This window comes from Derxia gummosa DSM 723 (genome assembly GCF_000482785.1).
GTDB classification, from domain to species: Bacteria; Pseudomonadota; Gammaproteobacteria; order Burkholderiales; family Burkholderiaceae_E; genus Derxia; species Derxia gummosa.
Genome location: NZ_AXWS01000013.1, coordinates 163385 through 188044 on the forward strand (window position 1 = coordinate 163385; position 24660 = coordinate 188044).

Annotated in this window: 19 protein-coding genes and 2 pseudogenes; 13 read left to right on the forward strand and 8 right to left on the reverse strand. The window is 70.1% G+C overall.

The window, feature by feature from the left end; translation table 11 throughout:
- The first annotated feature begins 71 nt into the window (after positions 1-71).
- Complete coding sequence (locus H566_RS0111475) at positions 72-1349, forward strand: MFS transporter (protein WP_028311543.1); 1278 nt, start codon at positions 72-74, stop codon at positions 1347-1349.
- 18 nt (positions 1350-1367) lie between these two features.
- Here the strand turns inward: H566_RS0111475 and H566_RS0111480 are convergent, their stop codons facing one another.
- Positions 1368-2180 (reverse strand): AraC family transcriptional regulator, encoded by an 813-nt coding sequence (locus H566_RS0111480; protein WP_425387940.1) that lies wholly within the window; start codon positions 2178-2180, stop codon positions 1368-1370.
- Between the two features lie 77 nt (positions 2181-2257).
- Here H566_RS0111480 and H566_RS24605 point away from each other — a divergent pair, with 77 nt between their 5' ends.
- Complete coding sequence (locus H566_RS24605) at positions 2258-3484, forward strand: MFS transporter (RefSeq protein ID WP_051378668.1); 1227 nt, start codon at positions 2258-2260, stop codon at positions 3482-3484.
- A gap of 25 nt (positions 3485-3509) precedes the next feature.
- On the opposite strand, the gene H566_RS29630 is transcribed toward H566_RS24605, so the two are convergent.
- Positions 3510-5558 (reverse strand): hybrid sensor histidine kinase/response regulator, encoded by a 2049-nt coding sequence (locus H566_RS29630; protein ID WP_051378669.1) that lies wholly within the window; start codon positions 5556-5558, stop codon positions 3510-3512.
- Positions 5559-5848: 290 nt separating this feature from the next.
- Here H566_RS29630 and kdpF point away from each other — a divergent pair, with 290 nt between their 5' ends.
- The 6 genes from kdpF (at position 5849) to H566_RS0111525 (ending at position 14063) form a co-directional block, all read left to right on the forward strand.
- Positions 5849-5944 (forward strand): K(+)-transporting ATPase subunit F, encoded by a 96-nt coding sequence (kdpF, locus tag H566_RS28305; protein WP_084545009.1) that lies wholly within the window; start codon positions 5849-5851, stop codon positions 5942-5944.
- Entirely contained in the window at positions 5941-7659 is a 1719-nt protein-coding gene (gene kdpA, locus H566_RS0111505) for a potassium-transporting ATPase subunit KdpA (protein ID WP_028311545.1), read from the forward strand. Before kdpF ends, kdpA begins: the two co-directional genes overlap by 4 nt.
- A 67-nt stretch (positions 7660-7726) precedes the next feature.
- A complete protein-coding gene (gene kdpB, locus H566_RS0111510; protein WP_028311546.1) occupies positions 7727-9790 on the forward strand; it encodes a potassium-transporting ATPase subunit KdpB in 2064 nt (687 codons plus the stop codon).
- A gap of 19 nt (positions 9791-9809) precedes the next feature.
- Positions 9810-10544 (forward strand): potassium-transporting ATPase subunit KdpC, encoded by a 735-nt coding sequence (gene kdpC, locus H566_RS24615; RefSeq protein ID WP_084545010.1) that lies wholly within the window; start codon positions 9810-9812, stop codon positions 10542-10544.
- Between the two features lie 10 nt (positions 10545-10554).
- Positions 10555-13365, forward strand: a complete 2811-nt coding sequence (locus H566_RS24620) for a DUF4118 domain-containing protein (RefSeq protein WP_084545011.1) — start codon at positions 10555-10557, stop codon at positions 13363-13365.
- Positions 13362-14063, forward strand: coding sequence for a response regulator (locus tag H566_RS0111525; RefSeq protein WP_028311547.1), 702 nt, complete (start codon positions 13362-13364; stop codon positions 14061-14063). The genes H566_RS24620 and H566_RS0111525 overlap by 4 nt, the downstream gene beginning before the upstream one ends.
- Positions 14064-14088: 25 nt before the next feature.
- Here the strand turns inward: H566_RS0111525 and H566_RS0111530 are convergent, their stop codons facing one another.
- Entirely contained in the window at positions 14089-15264 is a 1176-nt protein-coding gene (locus H566_RS0111530; RefSeq protein WP_028311548.1) for a Gfo/Idh/MocA family protein, read from the reverse strand.
- A 117-nt stretch (positions 15265-15381) separates the two neighbouring features.
- Between H566_RS0111530 and H566_RS0111535 the strand changes: the two genes are divergently transcribed.
- Entirely contained in the window at positions 15382-16287 is a 906-nt protein-coding gene (locus H566_RS0111535) for a LysR family transcriptional regulator (protein WP_028311549.1), read from the forward strand.
- A gap of 293 nt (positions 16288-16580) precedes the next feature.
- Here the strand turns inward: H566_RS0111535 and H566_RS30560 are convergent.
- Positions 16581-16828: pseudogene (locus tag H566_RS30560) on the reverse strand (IS110 family transposase); the annotation flags it as partial.
- Positions 16829-17018: 190 nt separating this feature from the next.
- Here H566_RS30560 and H566_RS28970 point away from each other — a divergent pair.
- The 4 genes and pseudogenes from H566_RS28970 (at position 17019) to H566_RS28980 (ending at position 19510) form a co-directional block, all read left to right on the forward strand.
- Positions 17019-17474, forward strand: coding sequence for a Tse2 family ADP-ribosyltransferase toxin (locus H566_RS28970; RefSeq protein WP_156924400.1), 456 nt, complete (start codon positions 17019-17021; stop codon positions 17472-17474).
- Positions 17475-17485: 11 nt separating this feature from the next.
- Positions 17486-17740, forward strand: coding sequence for a hypothetical protein (locus tag H566_RS28975; RefSeq protein ID WP_156924401.1), 255 nt, complete (start codon positions 17486-17488; stop codon positions 17738-17740).
- A gap of 221 nt (positions 17741-17961) precedes the next feature.
- Positions 17962-18546, forward strand: a pseudogene (locus tag H566_RS28310) (transposase); the annotation flags it as partial.
- Positions 18547-18769: 223 nt separating this feature from the next.
- Positions 18770-19510, forward strand: coding sequence for a hypothetical protein (locus tag H566_RS28980; RefSeq protein WP_156924402.1), 741 nt, complete (start codon positions 18770-18772; stop codon positions 19508-19510).
- A 131-nt stretch (positions 19511-19641) separates the two neighbouring features.
- On the opposite strand, the gene dmpH is transcribed toward H566_RS28980, so the two are convergent.
- The 4 genes from dmpH to H566_RS0111560 all read right to left on the reverse strand — a co-directional run bounded on the left by dmpH (position 19642) and on the right by H566_RS0111560 (position 24622).
- On the reverse strand, positions 19642-20430 hold the full coding sequence (gene dmpH, locus H566_RS0111545; protein WP_245591354.1) for a 2-oxo-3-hexenedioate decarboxylase: 789 nt from the start codon (positions 20428-20430) through the stop codon (positions 19642-19644).
- Positions 20431-20438: 8 nt separating this feature from the next.
- Positions 20439-21236: a 2-oxopent-4-enoate hydratase gene (gene dmpE, locus H566_RS0111550; RefSeq protein ID WP_028311552.1), complete on the reverse strand. Its 798-nt coding sequence runs from the start codon at positions 21234-21236 to the stop codon at positions 20439-20441.
- A gap of 5 nt (positions 21237-21241) precedes the next feature.
- Positions 21242-22702: a 2-hydroxymuconic semialdehyde dehydrogenase gene (locus tag H566_RS0111555; RefSeq protein WP_028311553.1), complete on the reverse strand. Its 1461-nt coding sequence runs from the start codon at positions 22700-22702 to the stop codon at positions 21242-21244.
- Between the two features lie 234 nt (positions 22703-22936).
- On the reverse strand, positions 22937-24622 hold the full coding sequence (locus tag H566_RS0111560; RefSeq protein ID WP_028311554.1) for a sigma-54-dependent Fis family transcriptional regulator: 1686 nt from the start codon (positions 24620-24622) through the stop codon (positions 22937-22939).
- Positions 24623-24660: the final 38 nt, after the last annotated feature.

Sequence of the window (24660 nt, forward strand, 5' to 3'; positions counted from 1 at the left end):
CTTTGACGATGAGCGCAATCATAATTTAGATTGCGACCGCAATCTTTCAACCGTCACCCGGAAGGACCGCCATGCTCGCCCGCCCTCTCGCCGCCCGCCTCGGGCGTCACGGCATCCATTACGCGTGGATCGTCGCCGCCGTCACCTTCGTCGCGATGCTCGTGACCTCGGCCGCGCTCGGCCTGCCCGGCGCGCTGCTGCAACCGCTCGAACGCGAATTCGGCTGGAGCACCGACGCGCTGTCGTCGGTGTTCGCGGTGCGCTTCGCGCTGTTCGGGCTCATGGGGCCGTTCGCGGCGGTGTTCATGCTGCGTTTCGGGCTGAGGCGCGTGGTCGCCTTCGCGGCGGCGCTGATCGGCGTCGCGCTGCTCGCGGGCACGCACGCGGGCTCGCTCGGCCAGCTCTTTCTGGTGTGGGGGCTGATGCTCGGCTTCGGCACCGGCATGACGGCGATGGTGCTGGGCGCGATGGTCGCCAACCGCTGGTTCACCGAGCGGCGCGGCCTCGTGATGGGCCTGCTCGCGGGCAGCAGCGCGACGGGCCAGCTCGTCTTCCTGCCGCTCGCGGCCTGGCTGGTCGAGCACGTCGGCTGGCGCACGGCGGTGCTGCCGGTGTGCGCGGCGGCGCTCGGCGTGTTCGCGCTCGTGCTGCTGCTGCTGCGCGACCATCCGGCCGACCTCGGCCTGCGCGCCTACGGCGAGCCGGCCGACGCGCCGCCCGCGCCGCTGCCCGCCGCCGACTTCCTCGCGCCGTTCCGCACGCTCGCGGCGGTGTCGCGCAACCGCACCTTCTGGATCCTCGCGCTCACCTTCTTCATCTGCGGGCTGAGCACCAATGGCCTCGTGCAGACGCATTTCATCTCGCTGTGCGGCGACTACGGCCTCGGCCCGGTGCCGGCGGCGTCGGTGCTGTCGATGATGGGCGTGTTCGATCTGGTGGGCACGACGCTGTCGGGCTGGCTGTCGGACCGCTTCGACAACCGCAAGCTGCTGGCCTGGTACTACGGCCTGCGCGGGCTGTCGCTGCTGTGGCTGCCGCATGCGGATTTCACGCTGCTCGGGCTGTCGGGCTTCGCGATGTTCTACGGCCTCGACTGGATCGCCACCGTGCCGCCGACGGTCAAGCTGTGCGCGGCCGAGTTCGGCAAGGAGCGCGCGGGCGTGGTGTTCGGCTGGGTGTTCGCGGCGCATCAGCTCGGCGCGGCCACCGCCGCCTACGGCGCGGGGCTGACGCGCGCGGTGCTGTTCAGCTACGGGCCGGCGCTGGTGGTGGCGGGCGCGGCCTGCCTGATCGCGGCGGGCGCGGTGATGCGCGTGCGGCTCGTGCCGCGTCTGGACGGCAAGGCCTGAAGCCGCCGGGGCCGCGCCTCACGCGTCGAAGAACTGCCCCGGCGCCGCATTGAAATGCCGGCGGAACATCGCGGCGAAGGCGCTCGGGCTGTCGTAGCCGAGCGCGAGCGCCACGTCGATGACCTTGGCGCCGGTCGCGAGCAGCTCCAGCCCGCGCAGCAGCCGCGCCTGCTGACGCCACTGGCCGAAGGTCATGCCGGTTTCCCTGGCGAACAGGCGCTGGATCGTCTTGACGTCCACGTCGAGCCGGGTGGCCCAGTCGGCCAGGGTCGAGGCGTCGTCGGGCCGGCGCTGGAGCGCGTCGCAGATCTGCTGCAGGCGCGCATCGGCGGGCATGCGCAGATGCAGCGGCAGCACCGGCAGCGCGCGCAGCTCGTCGAGGATGAGCCGCATGAGCCGCCCGTCGCGCGAGGCCGGCGCATAGGGCTGGCTCACCTCCATCGCCGCGCGCACCAGTTCGCGCAGCAGCGGCGCGATGCCGACCGCCTGGGTGCGCGCCGGCAACCTGGGCGCCGCGTCCACGGCGACGAACAGGCTGCGCATGTGGACCTCGCCGATGCAGCGGATGGCATGCGTCATGCCTGCCTGCATCCAGATCGCGCGCGTCGGCGGCACGACCCAGCGCCCCGCCTCGGCCTCGACCACCATCACGCCGCGCACCGCGTGGATGAGCTGATGCCGCGAATGCGCATGCGGCGCGACGCACCAGCCGGCCGGGTAGTCGGTCTGGCGCGCGGCGACCGGCGACACGGCCGCCTCGATCTCCTGCAGCGAGGTCGCCAGGGCGGGCGGCGGGCTCATGGCGCGGATGTCCTTTTCGCGATGGTTGATGGTCGATTGGCGCGAGACAGCCTGCGCCTGCCGCCTTCATGCTCGCACGTCCCTGTCGTCACCTCGCGAGCTTTCCCATGAGCAAGTCAGCCAGCGCCACGCTCGATGGCGCCGCCCGGCCCGACGGCCGCCCGGCAGCGTCCGGACCGGCCTTCGGCATCCTCGGCGCCATCAGCGGCGCCCACATGATCAACGACATGATGCAGTCGCTGATCCTGGCCATGTACCCGGTGCTGAAGGGCAGCTTCGCGCTGAGCTTCGGCCAGATCGGCCTCATCACGCTCACCTACCAGCTCACGGCTTCGCTGCTTCAGCCGCTCGTGGGCCTGTTCACCGACCGCCGGCCCCAGCCGCATTCGCTGCCGCTCGGCATGGCCGCGACGCTGACCGGCCTGCTGCTGCTGGCGCTGGCGCCGAGCTTCGAGGTGGTGCTGCTCGCGGCGGCCTGCGTGGGCCTCGGCTCGTCGGTGTTCCATCCGGAGTCGTCGCGCATCGCGCGGCTCGCGTCGGGCGGGCGGCATGGGCTCGCGCAGTCGCTGTTCCAGGTGGGCGGCAACACCGGCACGGCGATCGGGCCGCTGCTCGCGGCGGCGGTGATCGTGCCCTTCGGCCAGCGCAGCGTCGCGTGGTTCGGGCTGGCGGCGCTGCTCGGCATCGCGCTGCTGCTGCGCGTGAGCCGCTGGTATGCGGCCCATCCGGCGGTGGCGAACCGCGCGCGCAAGGCGGCGGCCGTCGCGCCGCATCCGCCGCGCGTCGTGGCCGGCGCGATCGCGGTGCTGCTGGTGCTGATCTTCTCCAAGTACTTCTACGTCGCGGGGCTGAGCAGCTTCTACACCTTCTATCTGATCGAGCGCTTCGGGCTGACGGTGCGGGACGCGCAGCTGCATCTGTTCGCCTTCCTGTTCGCGTCGGCGGTCGGCACGGTGGCGGGCGGGCCGATCGGCGACCGCATCGGGCGCAAGCCGGTCATCTGGGGCTCGATCCTCGGCGTGGCGCCGTTCGCGCTGCTGCTGCCGCATGCGGACCTGTTCTGGACCACGGTGCTCACGGTGGTGATCGGCCTCGTGCTGTCGTCGGCGTTCTCGGCCATCCTCGTCTATGCGCAGGAGCTGGTGCCCGGGCGCGTGGGCACGGTGTCGGGGCTGTTCTTCGGCTTCGCGTTCGGCATGGGCGGGCTCGGCGCTGCCGTGCTCGGCCTGCTGGCCGACCGCACGAGCATCGCCTTCGTGTACCAGGCGATCGCCTTCCTGCCGCTGCTCGGGCTGGTGGCGGCACTGCTGCCGAAGACGAGGCGCACGGCGTGAGTGCGCCAGCCGGCGCGGCCCGCCTTCAGGCGCCGCCGGCCTGCGCGCCGGCGCGTGGCGGCAGCCAGCGCAGCAGCGTCTCGTAGAGCTCCAGCGCATCGACGGGCTTCGAGAGATAGCCGTTCATGCCGGCCGCGAGGCAGCACCGGCGGTCTTCGTCGAAGGCATTGGCGGTCATCGCGATGATGGGCAGCCCGTCCGCGCCGTCGAGGGCGCGGATTTCGCGCGTCGCGCCGAGCCCGTCGAGCACCGGCATCTGCATGTCCATGAGCACGAGCGCGTAGTCGCCGGCGGCAACGCGGGCGACCGCCTCGCGCCCGTCGGCCGCGACATCGACCGCCAGCCCGACCGCGCCGAGCTGGGCGAGCGCCACATGCACATTGACCGGGTTGTCCTCCGCAAGCAGCACGCGCGCGCCCGCGTGCCGGGCGCGCAGCAGCGCCGCCGCGCGTGCCGCCGGGTCGTCGTCGGCTTCGGCGCGGGCCGGCGGCATGCCGCGCGGCAGCCGGGTCGTGAACCAGAAGCAGCTGCCGGCGCCGGGCGTGCTGCGCGCGCCGGCGTCGCCACCCATGAGCCGGGCGAGCCGCCGCGTGATGCTCAGGCCGAGGCCGGTGCCGCCGTGGCGGCGCGTCGTCGAGGCATCGGCCTGCTCGAAGGGCTCGAACAGCCGCGCGAGCTGCGCCGGATCGATGCCGCAGCCCGTGTCCTCCACCTCGAAGCGCACCTGCACGCCGTCGGCGTCCTCGTCGAGGCGGCGCGCGCGCAGCACGATCCGGCCGGCCGACGTGAAGCGCACCGCGTTGCCCGCGTAGTTGAGCAGCGCCTGGCGCACGCGAGTCTGGTCGCCGCGCAGCCAGCAGGGCGTGGCGTCGGTCTCGATGGCGAGCGCGAGGCCCTTGTCCTGCGCGTCCTGGGCAATGAGGTCGCGCACTTCCTCCAGCACGGCGCGCACGTCGAAGTCCACCGTGTCGAGTTCGAGCCGGCCGGCCTCGATCTTCGACAGGTCGAGGATGTTGTTGACGATCGCGAGCAGGTGGCGCGCGGCCGAATCGATGTGCGCCAGATGCTCGGGCGCCTGGGTGTCGTCGGGCCGGGCGCGCACGAGGCGCACGAGGCCGATGACGGCGCTCAGCGGCGTGCGGATCTCGTGGGTCATGTTGGCGAGGAATTCACCCTTGGCACGCGCCGCCGCCTCGGCCTGGGCGGTGCGCTCGCGCACGCGCACCTCCAGTTCGTCGCGCTGGTGGTGGACCTGGTCGAGCAGCTCGCGCAGGTCGTGCACGTCGGTATTGACGCCAAACCAGCCCAGCACCCGGCCCCGGGCATCGACGAGCCGGGCGCCGCGCATGTCGAACCAGCGCCAGCCGCCGCCGTGCCCGCGCAGGCGGGCCTCGCCGTGGAAGTCGCGGCCCGAGCGCACGGCGCCACGCCAGGCGCTCATGAGCGTGTCGCGGTCGTCGGGATGGACCACGTCGAGCCAGCCGAAATCGAGCTGGCCCGCCTCCGGCACGCCCGTGTAATGCGCCCACTGCTCGCTGACCCAGTCGCAGCGGCCGTCCGGCGTGCAGGTCCAGAACAGCTGGGGCAGGGTCTCGACCACATGGCGCAGGCGCGTCTCGCTGTTGGCGAGCGCCTGCGCCTGGGCGGCCGCGAGCCGGCGCTGGCGCCGCATCGCGTCGACGAGCGCGCACAGCAGCAGGCACAGCAGGATGAGCAGGCCGACATCGAGCCGGTCGGCGCGCACGTAGTCGCCGACCGCGTCGGGGCCGAGGTCGAGCCGCAGCGCGAGGCCGGCGGCGACGACCATCGTCGCGAACATGCCGGGCCAGAGCCCGCCGACCGCCGCCGCGACCGCGGCCGGCACGACGAACAGCACCAGCAGCGGCCGGTGCCCGAAGCTGATCCCGATCCGGTCGCGCAGCGCGAACACGCCCATGCCGAGCGCGAAGGCAAGCAGCCAGGCAAGCACGCCCACGGCGGCGCGGCGCCACGGCGGACGGCGCCATGCCGCCCGCGCGCGCCTCGCCACGCGGCGCAGGAAGATGGCGGACACATGTGGCAGCACCAACGGCATGACGGTTTTCCTGAAGCCGGTTCAGGACGCCAGAGTGAACCTCGGCCGCCAGCGACAGGTGGCGTTACGCACGGCACCGACGCACCACTCCCAATCTTGACGCTTTCTTGATGCCCGCCGCCCCAGTCTTGTCGCCGGCCTGACGCGCCGCTTCCTAGCATCGCCTCGTCCCCATCACGAGGAGAGGCAATGGACGTTTTCTGGCTGACCGGCGCGGCGCTGCTCTGGCTCGCCACCCTGGGCCTGGCGCGGCTGTGCGCCTGGCTCGAATCCCCCGCGCGGGGCCGGCCATGAGCGCCGGCCTCATCGCATTCGCCGGTGTGATCGCCGGCGGGCTGCTCGCCTATCTCGTCATCGCGCTGCTGCGCGCGGAGGACTTCTCATGACCTCCGCCGCCTGGATGCTGCTGCTCGTCTATCTCGGGCTGCTGCTCGCCGTCGCGCTGCCGCTCGCGCGCTGGATCGACGCGGTGATGGACGGCCGCGTCGCCCCGCTGCGGCGCGCCGAGGCGCCGCTGTGGCGCCTGCTCGGCACCGACCCCGCCGCGACGATGGACTGGCGCGGCTACGCGCTCGGCCTGCTGCTGTTCAACGGCCTCGGCGTGCTCGCGCTGTACGCGCTGCAACGCTTACAGGGCGGGCTGCCGCTCAATCCGGCCGGCCTCGGCGCGGTCGCGCCCGATTCGGCCTTCGATACCGCCGTCAGCTTCGTCACCAACACCGACTGGCAGGGCTACGCGGGCGAGACGACGATGAGCCATCTCACCCAGATGCTCGGCCTCGCGGTGCAGAACTTCCTCTCGGCCGCGACCGGCATCGCCGTGGCGATGGCGCTGATGCGCGGCTTCGCGGGCCATGAGGCGCGCGGCATCGGCAATGTGTGGGTGGACCTCGCGCGCGCGACGCTCTGGCTGCTGCTGCCGTTGAGCGCCGTGCTGGCGCTGGCCTTCGTCGCCTGTGGCGTCGTGCAAACCCTTGCAGGCCCGCTCGACCTCGTCACGCTCGAAGGCGCGAGGCAGAGCGTCGCGCTCGGGCCGGTCGCGTCCCAGCTCGCGATCAAGCTGCTCGGCACCAACGGCGGCGGCTTCTTCAACGCCAACTCGGCTCATCCCTTCGAGAACCCAACGGCCACGAGCAACCTGCTCCAGATGCTCGCCATCCTCGCGATCCCGACCGCGCTCTGCTTCGTGTTCGGCCGCCAGGTGCGCGACGCGCGCCAGGGCTGGGCGGTGCTCGCGGCGATGACGCTGCTGTTCGTCGCGGGCGCGGTGGCGGCGATGGCGCTGGAACAGCAGGCGAATCCGGCGCTCGCCGGCCTCGGCCTCGACAGCGCCGCGAGCGCGCTCCAGCCCGGCGGCAACATGGAAGGCAAGGAGGCGCGCTTCGGCATCGCGGCGTCGGGGCTGTTCGCGGCCATCACCACGGCCGCGTCCTGCGGCGCGGTGAACGCGATGCACGACTCCTTCACCGCGCTCGGCGGCGCGGTGCCGCTGGTGCTGATCCAGCTCGGCGAGGTGGCCTTCGGCGGCGTGGGCTCGGGGCTGTACGGGATGCTCGTGTTCGCGGTCACGGCGGTGTTCATCGCCGGCCTCATGGTCGGCCGCACGCCCGAATACCTCGGCAAGAAGATCGGCCCGCCCGAGATGAAGCTGGTCGCGCTCGCCATCCTCGTCACGCCGCTGCTGGTGCTCGGCGGCACGGCGGCGGCGGTGCTGGCCGAGGACGGCCGCGCGGGCGTGCTCAACCCGGGCGCCCACGGTTTCAGCGAGCTGCTGTACGCGCTGAGTTCGGCCGCCAACAACAACGGCAGCGCCTTCGCCGGGCTGTCAGCCAATACGCCGTTCTGGAACGGGCTGCTCGGCGTGGCGATGTGGTTCGGCCGCTTCGGCGTGATCGTGCCTGTGCTGGCCCTGGCCGGCGCGCTCGCGCGCGGCAAGCGGCTCGCGGTCACGGCCGGCAGCCTGCCGACCCACGGGCCGCTGTTCGTCGGGCTGCTGGTGGGCATCGTGCTGCTGGTGGGCCTGCTCAACTACGTGCCGGCGCTGGCGCTCGGGCCGGTGGCCGAGCAGCTGTCGGCCGTGCCGGCGGGAGGCGCGCGATGAAGCTCGCAACGCTCGCGGCCTGCCCGCGCCGGCCCCGCCCCGTCACATCCCTTCAAGGAGGCCGGTCATGACCCGCCCCGCCCTCGCCCTGTTCGACCCGGCCCTGCTGCGGCCGGCCGCGCTCGACGCGCTGCGCAAGCTCGATCCGCGCGCCCAGCTGCGCAATCCGGTGATGTTCGTCGTCTGGGTCGGCAGCGCCTTCACGACCCTGCTCGCGGCGCTGCGGCCCGACGGCTTCACCGTCGGCGTCGCGCTCTGGCTCTGGTTCACCGTGCTGTTCGCCAACCTGGCCGAGGCGCTGGCCGAAGGGCGCGGCAAGGCCCAGGCCGCGAGCCTGCGCGGCCTGCGCGAGCGCACCGCCGCCCACCGGCTCGACCGCTGGACGCCCGGCGCCGCCGCCCATCTGTGGCAGGTCACGCCGGTGCATGCCGACCAGCTCGCGCGCGGCGACATCGTGCTCGTGAGCGCCGGCGAGACCATCCCCGCCGACGGCGAGGTGGTCGAGGGCGTCGCCTCGGTCGATGAAAGCGCCATCACCGGCGAATCCGCGCCCGTCATCCGCGAGGCCGGCGGCGACTTCTCGGCCGTGACCGGCGGCACCCGCGTGCTGTCCGACCGCATCGTCGTGCGCATCACCTCCAGCCCCGGCGAGACCTTCGTCGATCGCATGATCGCGATGGTCGAGGGCGCGAAGCGCCGGCGCACGCCCAACGAGATCGCACTCACGATCCTGCTGGTCGCGCTCACCCTCGTCTTCCTCGGCGTCGTGGTCACGCTGCTGCCGTTCTCGCGCTACGCGGTCGAGGCGGCGGGCGCGGGCGAGCCGGTGAGCCTCGTGGTGCTGGTGGCGCTGCTGGTCTGCCTCATCCCCACGACGATCGCCGGGCTGCTGTCGGCGATCGGCGTGGCGGGCATGGGCCGGCTCATGCAGGCCAACGTCATCGCAACCTCGGGCCGCGCGGTCGAGGCGGCCGGCGACGTGGATGTGCTGCTGCTCGACAAGACCGGCACCATCACCCTCGGCAACCGCCAGGCCGCCGCCTTCGTGCCGGCGCCGGGCGTCGCCGAGCGCGAGCTGGCCGACGCCGCCCAGCTCGCCTCGCTCGCCGACGAGACGCCCGAGGGCCGCAGCATCGTCGTGCTGGCCAAGACCCGCTTCGACCTGCGCGAGCGCGAGCTTGCAAGCCTTTGCGCGCACTTCGTGCCCTTCACCGCGCAGACGCGCATGAGCGGCGCCGACCTGCCCGGCGGCCGGGCGCTGCGCAAGGGCGCGGCCGACGCGCTGCGGCGCCATGTCGAGGCGCTCGGCGGGCGCTGGCCGGCCGAGGTGCAGGCCGATGTCGAGGCGATCGCGCGCCGGGGCGGCACGCCGCTCGTGGTGGCCGACGGCGCGCGCGTGCTCGGCGCGGTCGAGCTGAAGGACATCGTCAAGGGCGGCATCCGCGAGCGCTTCGCCGAGCTGCGCCGCATGGGCATCCGCACCGTCATGGTCACCGGCGACAACCGCCTCACCGCCGCCGCGATCGCGGCCGAGGCCGGCGTGGACGACTTCCTCGCCGAGGCGACGCCCGAGGCCAAGCTCGCGCTCATCCGCGAGCACCAGGCCGCCGGCCGGCTCGTCGCGATGACGGGCGACGGCAGCAACGACGCGCCCGCGCTGGCCCAGGCCGACGTGGCGGTGGCCATGAACACCGGCACCCAGGCCGCGAAGGAGGCCGGCAACATGGTCGATCTGGACAGCAATCCGACCAAGCTCATCGAGATCGTCGAGACCGGCAAGCAGATGCTGATGACGCGCGGCGCGCTCACCACCTTCAGCATCGCCAACGACGTGGCGAAGTACTTCGCGATCATCCCGGCGGCCTTCGTCGGCAGCTATCCGCAACTGGCGGCGCTCGACCTCATGCGGCTCGCGAGCCCCGCGTCGGCGGTGATGAGCGCGGTCATCTTCAACGCGCTCGTGATCGTGGTGCTGATTCCGCTGGCGCTGCGCGGCGTGCGCTACCGGCCGGTGGGCGCGGCGGTGCTGCTGCGGCGCAACCTGCTCGTGTACGGGCTGGGCGGGCTGGTCGTGCCCTTCGCGGGCATCAAGCTCATCGACATGGCCATCGCGGCGCTGGGCCTGGCCTGACGCGCGCAAGGAGAACGACATGGACCAACCGCACTCCGCCCTCGGCCACGGCCTCGCCGCCGCTGCCGCGCGCGACTTCCCGGCCGGCGCGACCGCGCCCGCGTCGCTGCTCGCGCAACTGCGCCCGGCGCTGCTGCTGTTCGCGCTGCTGTTAGCCGTCACCGGCCTGGCCTATCCGCTCGGTGTGACAGCGCTTGCACAGGCGCTGTTCCCCGCGCAGGCCAACGGCAGCCTCGTCGAGCGCGACGGGCGCGTGGTCGGCTCGGCGCTGATCGGCCAGGGCTTCGCCGACGCTCGGCATTTCGCGGGGCGGCCGTCGGCGACATCGCCCGAGCCGTGGAACGCCAGCGGCTCGGGCGGCAGCAATCTCGGCCCCGGCAACCCGGCGCTGACCGACGCGGTGCGCGCCCGCGTCGCGGCGCTGCGCGCGCTCGATCCGGGCAACACCGCGCCGGTGCCGGTCGATCTCGTGACCGCGTCGGCGAGCGGCCTCGACCCGCACATCAGCCGCGCCGCCGCCGACTGGCAGGCGGCCCGCGTCGCGCGCGCCACCGGCCTGCCCGAGGCCCGCGTGCGCGAGCTGATCGTTGCCCACACCGAGGACCGGCTCGCCGGCTGGCTCGGCGAACCGCGCGTGAACGTGCTCGCGCTCAATCTCGCGCTCGACGCGGCGCTGCAGGCGGCGCCACGCGACCGGGCGCCGACCGCGCCGCCCGCCACGCCGTCCGACGCAACCCCGCCCGCCGCGCGATGATCCCGCCGCGATGACCTCCGACACCCGCCCCGACCCCGAGCGCCTGCTCGCCGACCTGCGCGCCGACGCCAGCCGCGCCGCGCGTGGCCGGCTGCGCATCTTCTTCGGCGCGTCGGCGGGCGTCGGCAAGACCTGCGCGATGCTCGTCGCGGCGCGCGCCGCGCTCGACGCGGGCCGGCCCGTCGTCACCGGCATCATCGAGACCCACGGCCGCGCCGACACCGCCGCCCTCGCCGCCGCACTGCCGCAACTCCCGCGCCGCGCCGTCCTCCACCAGGGCCATGCGCTCGACGACTTCGACCTCGACGCCGCGCTCGCCTTCGGCGCCACGCATGCCGGCGCCCTCGTGCTGCTCGACGAATTCGCGCACAGCAACGCGCCCGGCGCGCGCCATCCCAAGCGCTGGCAGGACGCCGACGAACTGCTCGCCGCCGGCATCGACGTGTGGACCACGCTCAACGTCCAGCATCTCGACAGCCTCAACGACATCGTCGGCGGCATCACCGGCGTGCGCGTGCGCGAGACCTTGCCCGACCGCGTGTTCGACGGCGCCGACGAGGTGGTGATGGTCGATCTGCCGCCCGACGAGCTGCTCGCGCGGCTCAAGGCCGGCAAGGTCTATCTCGGCGAGCAGGCCGGGCAGGCGGCGGCCCACTTCTTCCGCAAGGGCAACCTGCTCGCGCTGCGCGAACTGGCGCTGCGCCGCGCCGCCGATCGCGTCGATGGCGAGATGCAGGCCTGGCGCCGGCGCAGCCCGGCCGCGCCGGTCTGGCCCAACCGCGAATCGCTGCTCGCCTGCGTCGGCGCCGACGGCGCGGCGGAGAAGGTCGTGCGCAGCGCGGCGCGGCTCGCGGGCCAGCTCGGCATCGCCTGGCATGCGCTGCATGTGGACACGCGCGGCGACGGCGCGCCCGAGGCCGCCCTGCGCGCGCTGCGTCTCGCCGAGCAGCTCGGCGCGACCACGGCGGTGATCGGCGCGCGCCAGGTCGGCCCGGCGCTCGTCGCCCATGCGCGCGAGCACAACCTGGCGCGGCTGCTCATCGGCCGGCCCGGCGCGCGCGCATGGTGGCGCCGGCTCGGCCGCGCGCCGACCGTGCTCGCCATCGCGCGGCTCGCGCCCGATCTCGACCTGCTCGAAGTCGCCGCCGCGCCGCCGGCCACCGCGCGCGCCGAGCCGCCCGCGCCGCTGCTGCCGGCCGGCGCGCGCCACTGGCGCGGCCATGCGATCGCGGTCGCCGCCTGCGCCGCCGTCGCCGTCGTGGCGATGCCGCTCGTGGGCGTGCTGGAGCTGACCAACATCGTCATGCTGTTCCTGCTGGCGCAGATCGGCGTCGCGCTCACCCAGGGGCGGGCGTCGGCGGTGGTCGCGGCCTTCGTGGGCGTGGCGCTGTTCGACTTCTTCTTCGTGCCGCCGCGCTTCACCTTCGCCGTCACCGACGCGCAATACCTGCTCACCTTCACGGTGATGCTCGCGGTCGGCCTCGTGATCGGCCAGCTCACCGCCGGCCTCAAGGCCGAAGCCCAGGCCGCGCGCGAACGCGAGCGCCGCGTGCGCCGGCTGTACGAGATGGCGCGCGAACTGTCGGCCGCGCTGCTGCCGGCCCAGGTGGCCGAGATCGGCGCGCGCTTCATCAGCGCCGAGTTCGACGCGCCGAGCGCCCTGCTCGCGCTCGACGAGCGCGACCGGCTCGCGCCCCTGCCCGGCGCTGCCGTCGAGGTCGATGCCGGCCTCGCGCGCTGGGCCTTCGACCACGCCAGCCCCGCCGGACGCGGCACCGACACCCTGCCCGCCAGCACCTGCCTCGTGCTGCCGCTCGCCGCGCCGATGCGCACGCGCGGCGTGCTCGCCATCGCGCTCGCCGCCGACGCCGGCCCCGAGCAGCGCCGCCTGCTCGACCTCTGCGCCTCGCTGCTCGCGATCTCGCTCGAACGCATCCACTACATCGACGTGGCCCAGGCCGCGACCGTGCAGATGGAATCCGAGCGCCTGCGCAACGCCCTGCTCGGCGCGATCTCGCATGACCTGCGCACGCCACTCGCCGGCCTCGTCGGCCTGGCCGACACGCTCGCGCTCGCCCGCCCGCCGCTGCCCGACGAGGCCGCGCGCACCGCCGCCGCGATGCGCGAGACCGCGCTGCGCATGAGCGCCCTCGTCACCAACCTGCTCGACATGGCGCGGCTGGAATCGGGCGCGGTCACGCCGCGCCGTGCCTGGCTGCCGCTCGACGAACCGGTCGGCGGCGCGCTCGCGGCCTGCGCCGGCGTGCTCGCGGGCCGGCCCGTCGCCACCGACCTGCCGGCCGAACTGCCGCTGCTGCATCTCGACGCCGTGCTGTTCGAGCGCGTGCTCGTCAACCTGCTGGAGAACGCCGCCAAGTACACGCCGCCGGGCACGGCGCTGCGGATCGCGGCGCGGCTGGCCGACGGCGCGGCGGGCGACGGCGACGCCGGGCGCGGACGCGCCGATGCCGGCGCCGTGCAGCTCACCATCGACGACGACGGCCCCGGCCTGCCGCCCGGCCGCGAGGAGGCGCTGTTCGAGAAGTTCGCGCGCGGCGAGCGCGAGAGCGCCACGCCCGGCGTCGGTCTCGGCCTCGCGATCTGCCGCGCCATCGTCGCGGCCCACGGCGGCACGATCCGCGCGGAGAATCGCGCGGGCGGCGGCGCGCGCTTCACGATCACGCTGCCGCGCGGCACGCCGCCGGCCGACGACGGCAGCGCGCTCGCGATCGCCGACGCTGGCCCGGACGAGGCCCACGCCGACGCCGCCACGCCGGCCGCCCGCGCCACCCCCGCCCCCGACCACCCCGCCACCCCATGACCACCGACACCCAGCCCGCCCGCCTGCTCGTCATCGAGGACGACGCCGCGATCCGGCGCTTCGTGCGGCTCGCGCTCGAAGCCGAGGGTCACGAGGTGGTCGAGGCCGACGGCTGGCGGCGCGGCCTCATCGACGCCGGCACGCGCCGGCCCGATCTCGTCGTGCTCGACCTCGGCCTGCCCGACGGCGACGGCATCGACCTCATCCGCGACCTGCGCGGCTGGTCGGCCATGCCGGTCATCGTGCTGTCGGCGCGCGGCGCCGAGGCTGACAAGATCGCCGCGCTCGACGCCGGCGCCGACGACTATCTCGTCAAGCCCTTCGGCGCCGGCGAACTGGCCGCACGCGTGCGCGCCCAGTTGCGCCGCCACGCGCGCACCGCCGAGGCCGGCGCCGACACCGCGATCGAGTTCGGCCGCCTGCGGCTCGACCTGCTCGCGCGCGCCGTCACGCGCGACGGCGCGCCGCTGCATCTCACGCCGATCGAATACCGGCTGCTCGTGCAGCTCGCCACCCAGCCGGGCCGCGTGCTCACGCATGCGCAACTGCTGCGCGCCGTCTGGGGCCCGGGCCATGCCGAGGACACGCACTACGTGCGCGTGCACATGGCCAACCTGCGCCGCAAGGTCGAGGACGACGCCTCGCGGCCGAGGCATCTGGTGACGGAGGCGGGCGTGGGCTACCGCTTCGTGGCCTGAGCGGGCCGGCGACGACTCGGCCCAGTCACTGCGCCACCGCCGTCCAGCCCCCGCCCGCTCGCGCCGAGCGCACGCAGGCCTCGACGAACGCCAGCCCCTTCACGCCATCCGCCGCGCCCGGCACGCGGCGCGCGTGATCGCTGGCCTCGGTGCCGAAACGGCGCGCGCGGATCAGCTCGGCCGCGTCGGAATAGATGTTGGCGAAGGCTTCGAGCACGCCCTCGGCCTGTCCGGCCTTGATGCGCGTCGCGCGCTTCGCGGCATCGCTGGTCCAGGGTTCGCCGCGCCGCACGACCACGCGCGGGCCGTCCTGCGGCGCGATCACGAGTTCCTCCGGCTGCTCCTGGTTCCAGTGCAGCGCCGCCTTCGAACCGTAGACGCTGATCTTCAACCCGTGCCGGTTGCCCGCCGCGACGATGCTGGCCCACAGCGAGCCGCGCGCGCCCGAGTCGAAGCGCAGCAGCGCATGCGCGTTGTCGTCGCTGCCCCGGCCCTCGACCAGCGTGTTCACGTCGGCCGCGACCTCGGCCACCTCCAGCCCGGTGATGTAGCGCGCGAGCTGGTGCGCATGCGTGCCCACGTCGAGCAGCACCGACGACACGCCGGCCTGGGCCGGATCGGTGCGCCATGCAAGCGCTTTCGCGCCCGCGCGTTCGAGCGGATGGGTGCCGAAGCCCGCCGCGTGCTCGACCTGCACCACGCGCACCGCGCCGATCTCGCCGGCCGCGACGCGCTCGCGCGCCTCGCGCACCATCGCGTGGCCGCTGTAGTTGTGCGTGAGCACGAAGCCCGGGCCGTCGGGCCGCAGCGCCGCCGCGAGCCGGCGCGCCTCGGCGAGGTCGGTGGCGAGCGGCTTGTCGCAGATCACGTCGATGCCCGCCGCCAGAAAGGCCAGCGCCGCCGGCACGTGCTGGGCATTGGGCGTGGCGATGGCCACGGCGTGGATGCCGTCGGCCCGCGCCGCCTCGGCGCGCGCCATCGTCTCGAAATCGCCGTACAGCCGGTCGGGCGCGATACCGATCGCCGCGCCCGCCGCCGCGTTGCGCGCCGCGTCGCGCGAGAACACGCCCGCGACGATCTCGAACTGGCCGTCGAGCGTGGCGGCATAGCGGTGGGTCGAGCCGATGCCCGAATCGAGGCCGCCGCCGACGAAGCCGAGCCGCAGGCGCTCGGCGGGGGTGCTGCGTTGTCTGAAGTTCATGGCGTCTCCGCGTGGCTGGCCGGGCGCGCGGCCCGGCGGGGGAAGGGGGAGCGCCAAGGCTATTCACTCCCGGACGATGCAGAATCCACCGATCCGTGGCCTAAAGGACAACGTTTCGTGAACAATGAACCGCAAGTGGCCGACCTGCGCGTGTTCTGCGCGGTCGCGCAATCGGGCAGCTTCGCGGCCGCCGCCGCGCGGCTCGGCACCTCGCCGGCGCACGTCAGCAAGCGCATCGGCATCCTCGAAGGGCAGCTCGGCGTGCGGCTGTTCCACCGCACGACGCGGCGGGTGCAACTCAGCGCCGAGGGCGAGACCGCGCTCGACCAGGCGCGCCGCGTGCTCGACGAAATGGACGCGCTCGGCGAGCTGGTGGGCGCGGGCCGGCGCGAACTGACCGGGCCGCTGCGCATCGCCACCAGCGTGCGGCTCGGGCGCGAGCATGTCGCGCCGCTGCTGTCGGCCTTCGGCGCGCGCCATCCGGCGCTCGACCTGTGGCTGGAGCTGGTGGACCGGCCGGTCGATCTCCAGGCCGAGGGCTTCGACATCGACCTGCGCATGGGCGAGCCGGCCGAGCCGCGCGTCATCGCGCATCTGATCGCGCGCAACAGCCGCGTGCTGTGCGCCGCGCCCGACTACCTCGCGCGACGCGGCACGCCGCGCACGCTCGCCGACCTCGCCGGCCACGACTGCCTGCTGTTCCGCGACCGCGACCGCGCCTGGGGCAACTGGCGCCTGCTCGGCCCCGACGGCATGGCCTCGGTGCGCGTGACCGGGCGCTTCGGCAGCAACCACGCGGACGTGATCCGGCAGTGGTGCCTGGACGGGCATGGCGTGCTGCTGCTCGCGGAATGGGACATGGCGCCGCTGCTGGCCGAAGGGCGGCTGGTGCGGGTGCTGCCGGAATGGCGGGAGCCGGCCGATCTGTGGGCGTTGACGACGAGCCGGAGGGAGCAGTCGGCGAAGGTGGGGGCTTGTCTGGATTGGTTGAAGACGGAATTGAGAGTGAGTCCAGGAGGTTAGCGCCGGGCCATTCACCGCGACGTTGGCCCGTCATTTAGATCCTCCATGAGCATTACCTGCCTTCGTGCTGCTTCGAAGGCGGGGCTTGTCGCAGGAACCTTATTGCCCAAGCGTCAATTCCAGTCCGGCTGGCCAATTGGCACCCCTCCCTGAAGTCAGTTCGATTGCCGATGTTGGCGAGAAGCACACTGGCTGTCGTCAGACCGATGTCGAGCATTTCCATCAGCTGCCTGCTGCGCGCATCGGCGCGCGCCGCCTCCCGGATCAGCGCATCGTATTCGCCGACACGATCAATAAGGTGCGACCAGCTTCGGCGTCATTATTCTGACCGCATGATCCAACTGCTCGAATTGCCGTGCCCGAAAATACGCGCCAGAGCAAGCTTTCATGCCGGGCACGCAAGGTGGAAAAAGCAGCCACGACGCCGAGCAATTCCTTCCTGCTGATTCGGTTTCACCACGATCACCTTGCCGGATTCATCGACCCCGTGGACAACGAAAACCTGCTTGGCCAGATCAATGCCAACTCGCACAATTGTCATGGACTTCTCTCCGCGAAAGCTCACGCGATGAGATGCAAGAATCGCCTCGTGGCACGTCATTGCCGTTTAGCGACTTCCGCGCCGCAACTACGAGACGAGGAAGTCCCTTTCTACAATCAGCCGGCAGAACGAGAATCTGCCACCTGATATTGGCGTGTAGTAAAAACGAAGTTTTGTTCAAGGAGGTTCCATGCCGCAGACTGAAGTTGATCTGTTCCGTTCGGTTCGCTCTGAACAGTTCCCTTGCGGGACAGTCATCGACGAAAAGCCAGCCCCTGAAGTTCTGTATCCCGATTTCGAACCTCGCTTGTTGCCAAGTGGCAAGCGCCGGCAAGCAGATGTCTCGCTCAGTGCGGACAAGCAATGGGTCAGGTCGGGTGGCGGCACCTCACTGTTCGACCGTCCGAATGTGTTCAAGGCCAAAGGCTGGTCCACGTTCGGCATACCGAGCGGCACTGTTATTCCAGATTCCTTGCTCGTTCGCCTCACTGGATTCAATCAGTCATTTCAGGCGAATCACTACCAAATTGAAAGTAGAGTCGATCTCATGCATATCGAAGCATTCAAGGGCGCACTTGATAACCTAGCCCGTAATGCTGTGGTGAGATCAATCAAACTTGCTCGTCAAAATTTGCCGAAGCAGTAAAGGAGATCATCATGCCTCAAATCAGTGGAAACGCCTTGGTGCTTCTTATCCAGTTATTGGATGAAAGAATCTCCACCTTGGAGAAGATGATCAGTGAAACCGATGAAGCGGCCGAGGAGCTTGTCGAGTATGAAGACGAATTACTGTCATGCATTACTGTGGAGAACGAGTTGATGGTTGCCTATGAGGAAGCTCTTAAGGAAACAGGAAATCTTCCGTCCTATCGGGATCTCACTCCAGGTCGCCAAACAAAGTCGGCCGGGTAATACGGACCTGTCAGAAAATTCGTGCTTGCGGCATAACCCCCCGTGAAGGAGTTGCTATGCCCCACAAGCCCAAAGCGACCGCAGCCAACGCAACCTCCCGACGATTCCGAAGGAATTGCTCGATCAATTGGGCAACGACCCAATAATTGCCGACGCGATCAACACCGCGTCGCTGGCCTTAAAGAAAGCCCTGATCGGACGCGCGTTCGGCGGTGAATTGAAGCTCCGTAACCGACGCCGTCCTGGCTGAAGTCACTGCTTGGCAGGGCCGACCACTCGAATCGATGTATCCGATCGTCTTCTTCGACGCGCTGCACGTGAAGATTCGCGAGGACGCTGGCGTGTGCAACAAATCTGATTAGCCACAGTCGCGATTACGCAAACTGGAAGGAACGCAAGACGCTGGCGGTGGCGATCCGACCGATCCACAGCGCGGCGAATGTCAAGGCGGCCGAGGCGGAATTGACCGCATTTTAACCAGATCCCCGAGGAACAAATTCTCGACCGTTGGCGCGAGCAGGCGGCGTGCGTGGGACAAGGTGACTCCGTTCTTTGCCTTCCCGCCCGAGACTCGGAAGATCATCTACACAACGGATGCGCTGGAAAGCGTGAATGCGAAGTTGCGCAAGATCATCAAGACGCGTGGGCATTTCCTGAGCGATGATGCGGCAAGCAAGGTGATTTGGCTGGCGCTGCGCAATATCATGGCGGATTGGTCGCGCGCCGCACATGACTGGAAAGCGGCGATGAATCAGTTCGCGATTCTTTATTCGGAGCGATTCATTCAGCCGGGGATTCGGGCTTGAATCTGGCCGCTGAATCGTTCACAGTGACTGTGCTGAAAGGCCGTGAGCACAGAAAATCTGACAGACCCGAATCGTTCAGAGTATCGATTCCGAATGGTCGCGAGCACGGAAAATCTGACAGGCCCCAGAACAACCCCACGAGCGATCAGATGAGCGCGACTCGGTGACCACCACACAACATGTTCCAAACGGGACAGCCTGTTTCACTACCTAAGCATCGAAAATGCCACTCTATTCCCCCTCCAGTCGCAACAGCCACGCCTTCTTGTCTCGCATTTGGCAGGATCGCGAGCACCTTTCCGAGACCGAATATAAAGGCTTTGTGCAGTTCTTTTATTTGATGTTATGCGGGCATACGGAATGCGTTATTGCGGAAATAATTCGAATTAGGCTTGAGCATGTAAAAGTTGCGATTCGTCATAGCAGCGTTGCTCCAGTGCAATTCAAAACAGGAGACCATGTAGAAACAGTCTCGTCTGCTCCTCTTGTAGACTCTGTTTTACAACTCACAGAGGCAATACGACGCGAAGCACAGACTGCGCCACTAAGAAAACTTATCGAACTCATTCCAAAGGTATTTCCATGCAAGCTCAAGGACGTTATTGGAGACTCTTCCGTAGCCGATTTAGAGGCTCTGGCTGCGTTGAGAAATCTCTTTGCTCACTCCCGCGATTTTGTCGTCGAATTCGAACTTTCATCCAGCGCCATTTCAGATCTTGGCCCACTAGAAAAGCCAATCAAAGTTCTAAAGTCTGCGAATTTAGTTTCCAATGAACCTTTCGGCGGACGCAATTGGAATGAGTTAGTCGACGCAATCCACTCAGACGAAGCGCTGCGCTATTTTTATAAAGCAGCCCAAAGAATAGAATTAGAAATCTATAAACTTGGCACTTACGGACCATCAAACTTTAATATTCGACGCCTACCACCACTGCCGGACATTGACACGGAGGCATCTGTTTGAGATTCGGACTCTCATTAATAAAGTCTGCAAAATCTGCCGATAGCGTCAGCAATCACCTAATCTCAATAACAGCTGACACTGGCCAAGCTCGATTTTGCAGACGTCCCACCTTAGTTCAAAAACTCTAAACGTCACACAAACCGCATCCCCACCCCCCCTAATTCCTGAAACCGCGCAATAACGCTGTCCCCCGCCTTAACCGCCACCGCCTCCGTAATCCCCCCACTCATCACGAAGCTCCCCGCCGGCAAGGTTTCGCCAAGCTCGTGAAGAATGTTCACCAGCATCGCCACCGCATCCGCCGGATGCCCGAGCACCGCGCCCGACGAGCCCATCGCCACCTGCTCGCCGTTCTTCTCCAGCACGACGCCGAGATTGCCCAGGTCCACCTCCCCCGCGATACGCGGCCGGCCGCCCGCGACAAACCGCGCGCTCGACCCGTTGTCCGCCACCACGCTCGGCAGATCGAACTTGAAGCCCGAGAACCGCGAATCGATGATCTCGACCGCCGGGATCACGAAGTCCGTCGCCTCGATCACTTCCTCGCGCGTGCAGTGCGGGCCGCACAGTTCGGCCTTCGTCATGAAGGCGACCTCGCATTCGACGCGCGGATGCACGAGGTCGGCGGTCGCGATCGCCTCGCCCTCGCTGCGGAACATGTCGAACATCAGGAAGCCGATGCTCGGCACGTCCACGCCCATCTGCTTCATCTTGGCGCGCGAGGTGAGGCCGCATTTCCAGCCCACCTGCCGCACGCCGCGTTCGAGCCAGCGGCGGCGCAGTTCCATCTGCACCGCATAGCCGTCGCCGACGGTCATGCCCGGGTACTCGTCGGTCAGCTTGGGGATCGCATGCGCGCGGCGCTGCGCGCCCTCGACGCGCTCGCACAGCCGCACGACGGCTTCGCGGTCCAGCGTGATGTCCATGCTCATGCGGCACTCCTTCCGGTGAACGAGACGCGGCAGCCGCCCAGGCCGCCGACGATGCAGGCAAGCCGGTCGCCGCCCGCGACGGGCACCAGCACCGACTGCGAGCCGGAGAGGATCACCTCGCCGGCCTTGAACGGGATGCCGAGCGCGCCGAGCGTGTTGGCGAGCCAGGCGACGGCGGTGGCGGGCGCGCGCTGCACGGCGGCGCCGGCGCTGGTGCTGATCAGCTCGCCGTTCTTCTCCAGCAGCATGCCGGCGAGCGTGAGGTCGATGCGGCGCGGATCGCCCTTGGCCTTGCCGAGCACGTACACGCCGCAGGAGGCGTTGTCGGCCACCGTGTCCTGGATGCGGATGTTCCAGCCGGTGATGCGCGAATCGACGATCTCGAAGCAGGGCGTCACGTAGTCGGTGGCGCGGATCACGTCCATCGGCGTGATGCCGGGGCCGACGAGGTCGTGCTTGAGCACGAAGGCAAGCTCGGCTTCGGCCTTGGGCTGGATGAGGTCGGACAGGTCGATCGGCTCGTCCTCGCCGCGGACCATGCCCGAGGTGAGGATGCCGAAGTCGGGCTGGAACACGCCGAGCATGTCCTGCACCGGCTTGCTGGTCACGCCGATCTTCTTGCCGACGACGGTTTCGCCGGCGGCGAGGCGGCGCGCGATCATGCGCTGCTGGATGCGGTAGGCGTCGTCGATCGTGATGTCGGGCTCGCGCAGGCGCAGCGGCTCGACGGTGCGGCGCGCGACGAGGGCGTCGTACAGCTCGTCGCCGTGGCGTTCGATGGTGGTCTGGTCCATGGCGCTCAGAGCTTGATGCAGACGTTGCGGGTCTCGGTATAGAACTCGAGCGAATGCACGCCGCCTTCGCGGCCGATGCCCGATTGCTTGCTGCCGCCGAAGGCAGTGCGCAGGTCGCGCAGGAACCAGCTGTTCACCCAGGTGATGCCGACTTCCACCTTCGCGGCGACGCGGTGGGCGCGCGCGAGGTTGGTGGTCCAGATCGTGGTCGAGAGGCCGTAGTCGGTGGCGTTTGCAAGCGCTGTCACCTCGGCTTCGTCGTCGAAGGGGCGGATGTGGCAGCAGGGGCCGAAGATTTCCTCGCGCACGACGGCGGCGGTCTCGGGCAGGCCGGTCCAGATGGTGGGCTGCACCCAGGCGCCGTCGGCCAGCTCGCCGGGCAGCTCGGGCACGCCGCCGCCGGTCACGACCGTGGCGCCCTCCTCCACCGCCTTGGCGTAGTAGCCCAGCACCTTCCGCCGGTGCTCCTGGCTGATGAGCGGGCCGTAGTTGCTCGCGTGGTCCTCGGGGCGGCCGTACTTGACGGCTTCGGCCTTGAGCTTGAGCGCCTGCACGAAGCGATCGAAGATCGGCCGCTCGACGTACACGCGCTCGGTGCCGAGGCAGACCTGGCCGGTATTCATGAAGGCCGAGCGGAAGATGCCGTCCACCGCCGCGTCGAAGTCGGCATCGGCGAACACGATGCCGGCGTTCTTGCCGCCCAGCTCGAAGCTCACGTCGCGCATGCCGACGGCGGCCGCCTGCATGATCGCGGTGCCGGTGCGGGTCTCGCCGGTGAAGGTGATCGCGTCGATCTCCTCGTGCGTGGTGATGAACTCGCCGGCCGAGTCCGGCCCGAAGCCCTGCACCACGTTGTACACGCCGCGCGGAATGCCGACCGCGTTCATCACCTCGCCGAGCAGCGCGGCCGTCTGGGGCGACTCTTCCGACGGCTTGACGACGACGGTGTTGCCGCAGGCGAGCGCCGGCGCGACCTTCCAGGTCATGAGCAGGAAGGGCGCGTTCCACGGGCTGATGACGCCGATCACGCCCTTGGGCAGGCGCAGGCCGTAGTTGAGCGCGCCCGCGCCGTCGGGCGTGGCCATCTGGAAGGCCTCGGTCGGCACGTTCTTCACGGTGTCGGCAAACACGCGGAAGTTGGCCGCGCCGCGCGGGATGAAGGCGTGGGTCATGACGTGATGCGGCTGGCCGGTGTCGGCCATCTCGGCGGCGACGAAGTCGTCGAAGCGGCGCGTGATCTCGTCGGCGACCTTGTGCAGCAGCGCGCAGCGCTCGTCGGTCGTCATGCGGCCCCAGGGGCCGGAGAGCGCGGCGCGGGCGGCGCGTACCGCCGCGTCCACCTCGGCGCGCGTGGCCTCGGCCACCGTGGCGATCACGCGGTTGTCGAGCGGAGAGCGCTTCTCGAAGCTGCGCCCGCCCGGATCGGCGCTGTACTCGCCGTTGATGAAGTGCCTGATCTGCCGCATGTCGTCGTCCCGGTCCTCGTGTTCGGTGGTGATGGCCCGGCGTGTCGCCCGGCGCGCATGCGCTGCCGGGGCCGTCGGTGAAGTCAGGATAGGAAGCGGCTCGTCATACCGTCCAATACTTTCCGTTGGTGCTATTCATGCGCTTCAGGTATTGCAAGTGCCGGCGGACAACGGCGCCGCGCCGGTCGGCCGCGCCGTTATGCGCGGGCGCGGCCGGGCGGCTTGCAAAGGCTTTCAGGCCGCGTCGGCCGCCGGCCTGGCCTGCAGGCGGTAGGCAAGCTGCCGCCGCGTGATGCGCAGCATCCGCGCCGCCTTCGACAGGTTGCCGCCCGCCTTGCGCACCGCGAGGTCGAGCAGGCGGCGCTCGTGGGCTTCCAGATCGAAGTCGTCGGCCAGCAGTTCCTCGCACACGCGGTCCTGCGCGGCCTCGTTGCCGGCGCCGAGCAGGCCGTCGTGGCCCAGCGTGACACCGGCGCGCTGCGGATCGTCCAGCCCCGCGAACAGATGGCTGATCTCGATCTCGCCGCCCGGCGGCGCGAGCAGCACGCCGCGCTCCAGCGCGTTCTCCAGCTCGCGGATGTTCCCGGGCCAGGCGTACTGCTCGAACATCAGCCGCGCGCGGTCGGTGAGGCCGGCGACGCGCTTGTCGTACAGCCGCTCGTACTTGCGCACCAGCGCCTCGACGAACAGCGGGATGTCGGCGCGCCGTTCTCGCAGCGGCGGGATCGTGACCGGATAGGCGCCGAGCCGGTAGTACAGGTCGGCACGGAAACGCCCCTCGGCGATCGCGCGCGTGAGGTCAACGTTGGTGGCCGCGACCAGCCGCACATCCACCTTCACCGGATCGGTGCCGCCGAGCCGCTCGACCACGCCGGTCTGCAACACGCGCAGCAGCTTCACCTGGGCCGAGGGCGACAGGTCGCCCACCTCGTCGAGAAACAGCGTGCCGCCGTGGGCGCGCTCGAAGCGGCCCTGGCGCGATTGCTGGGCGCCGGTGTAGGCGCCCTTCTGCACGCCGAACAGCTCGGCTTCGATCAGGTCGTTCGGGATCGCCGCGCAATTGACCGCGACGAAAGGCCCGGCCGCGCGCGGGCTGTGGTCATGCACCCAGCGCGCGAAGCGCTCCTTGCCGACGCCCGTCTCGCCCAGCAGCAGCACGGTGATCTGGCCCGGCGCCGCGCGGCCCGCGAGGTCGAGCGCCTTGGTAAAGGCCGGCGAGGCGCCGATCAGGTCGGTCTGGCAGGGCGTGGCCTTGGCGCGCAGCGAAGCCTGGAGCCGCTCGACCTGCTCGCGCAGCTCGGCGATCTCGCCCTGGAAGTTGTCGGGCTCGAAGTACGCGAGATAGGCCGGGTCGTTCCATTGCTCGGCCGGCTTGCCGACGATGCGGCATTCGGCCGCACCGCAGCAGATGCATTGCGTCTCGCGGAAGACGACGAAGCGGTTCATGAAGGCCGTCACATAGCCCGAGGCGTAGCCGATCTGCATCCAGCAGGCCGGATCGCCGCCGATGCCGAAGTGCTGCACATGGCCCTCGGCCTCGCTTGAAACCTCCCACGCAAATTCACCTTCAAACCGGTCGCGCGCGACGTCGATGGTCGAGCGGATGATGCGCGTCTTGACCGCGCCTTCGAGCGCATGCATCTCGGGGCCGAGCAGGAAGGCGTCGGCCGGGTCGCCGTCGCCGACCATGCGCTTGACGAGAGCCGCGTCCTGCTGGCCCGACGCAAAGCCCATGCGCACGAGCAGCCCGCGCGCGCGCTCGATGCCGAGGGATTCGATCAGCTCGCGCCGCAGCGCGCCGAGGGCGCGCGCGTGCAGCAGCTGCATCTTGTATTCGCCGAGCCAGATCAGGCCGTTGCGCGGCTCGAAACGAAGACGCGAGCGCAGGTCGTAGCGCTCGCTGAGATTCACGCCGGTCATGTCTCCTCCTGCGGCGGTGTTCCGCCGTCTCGTGACCG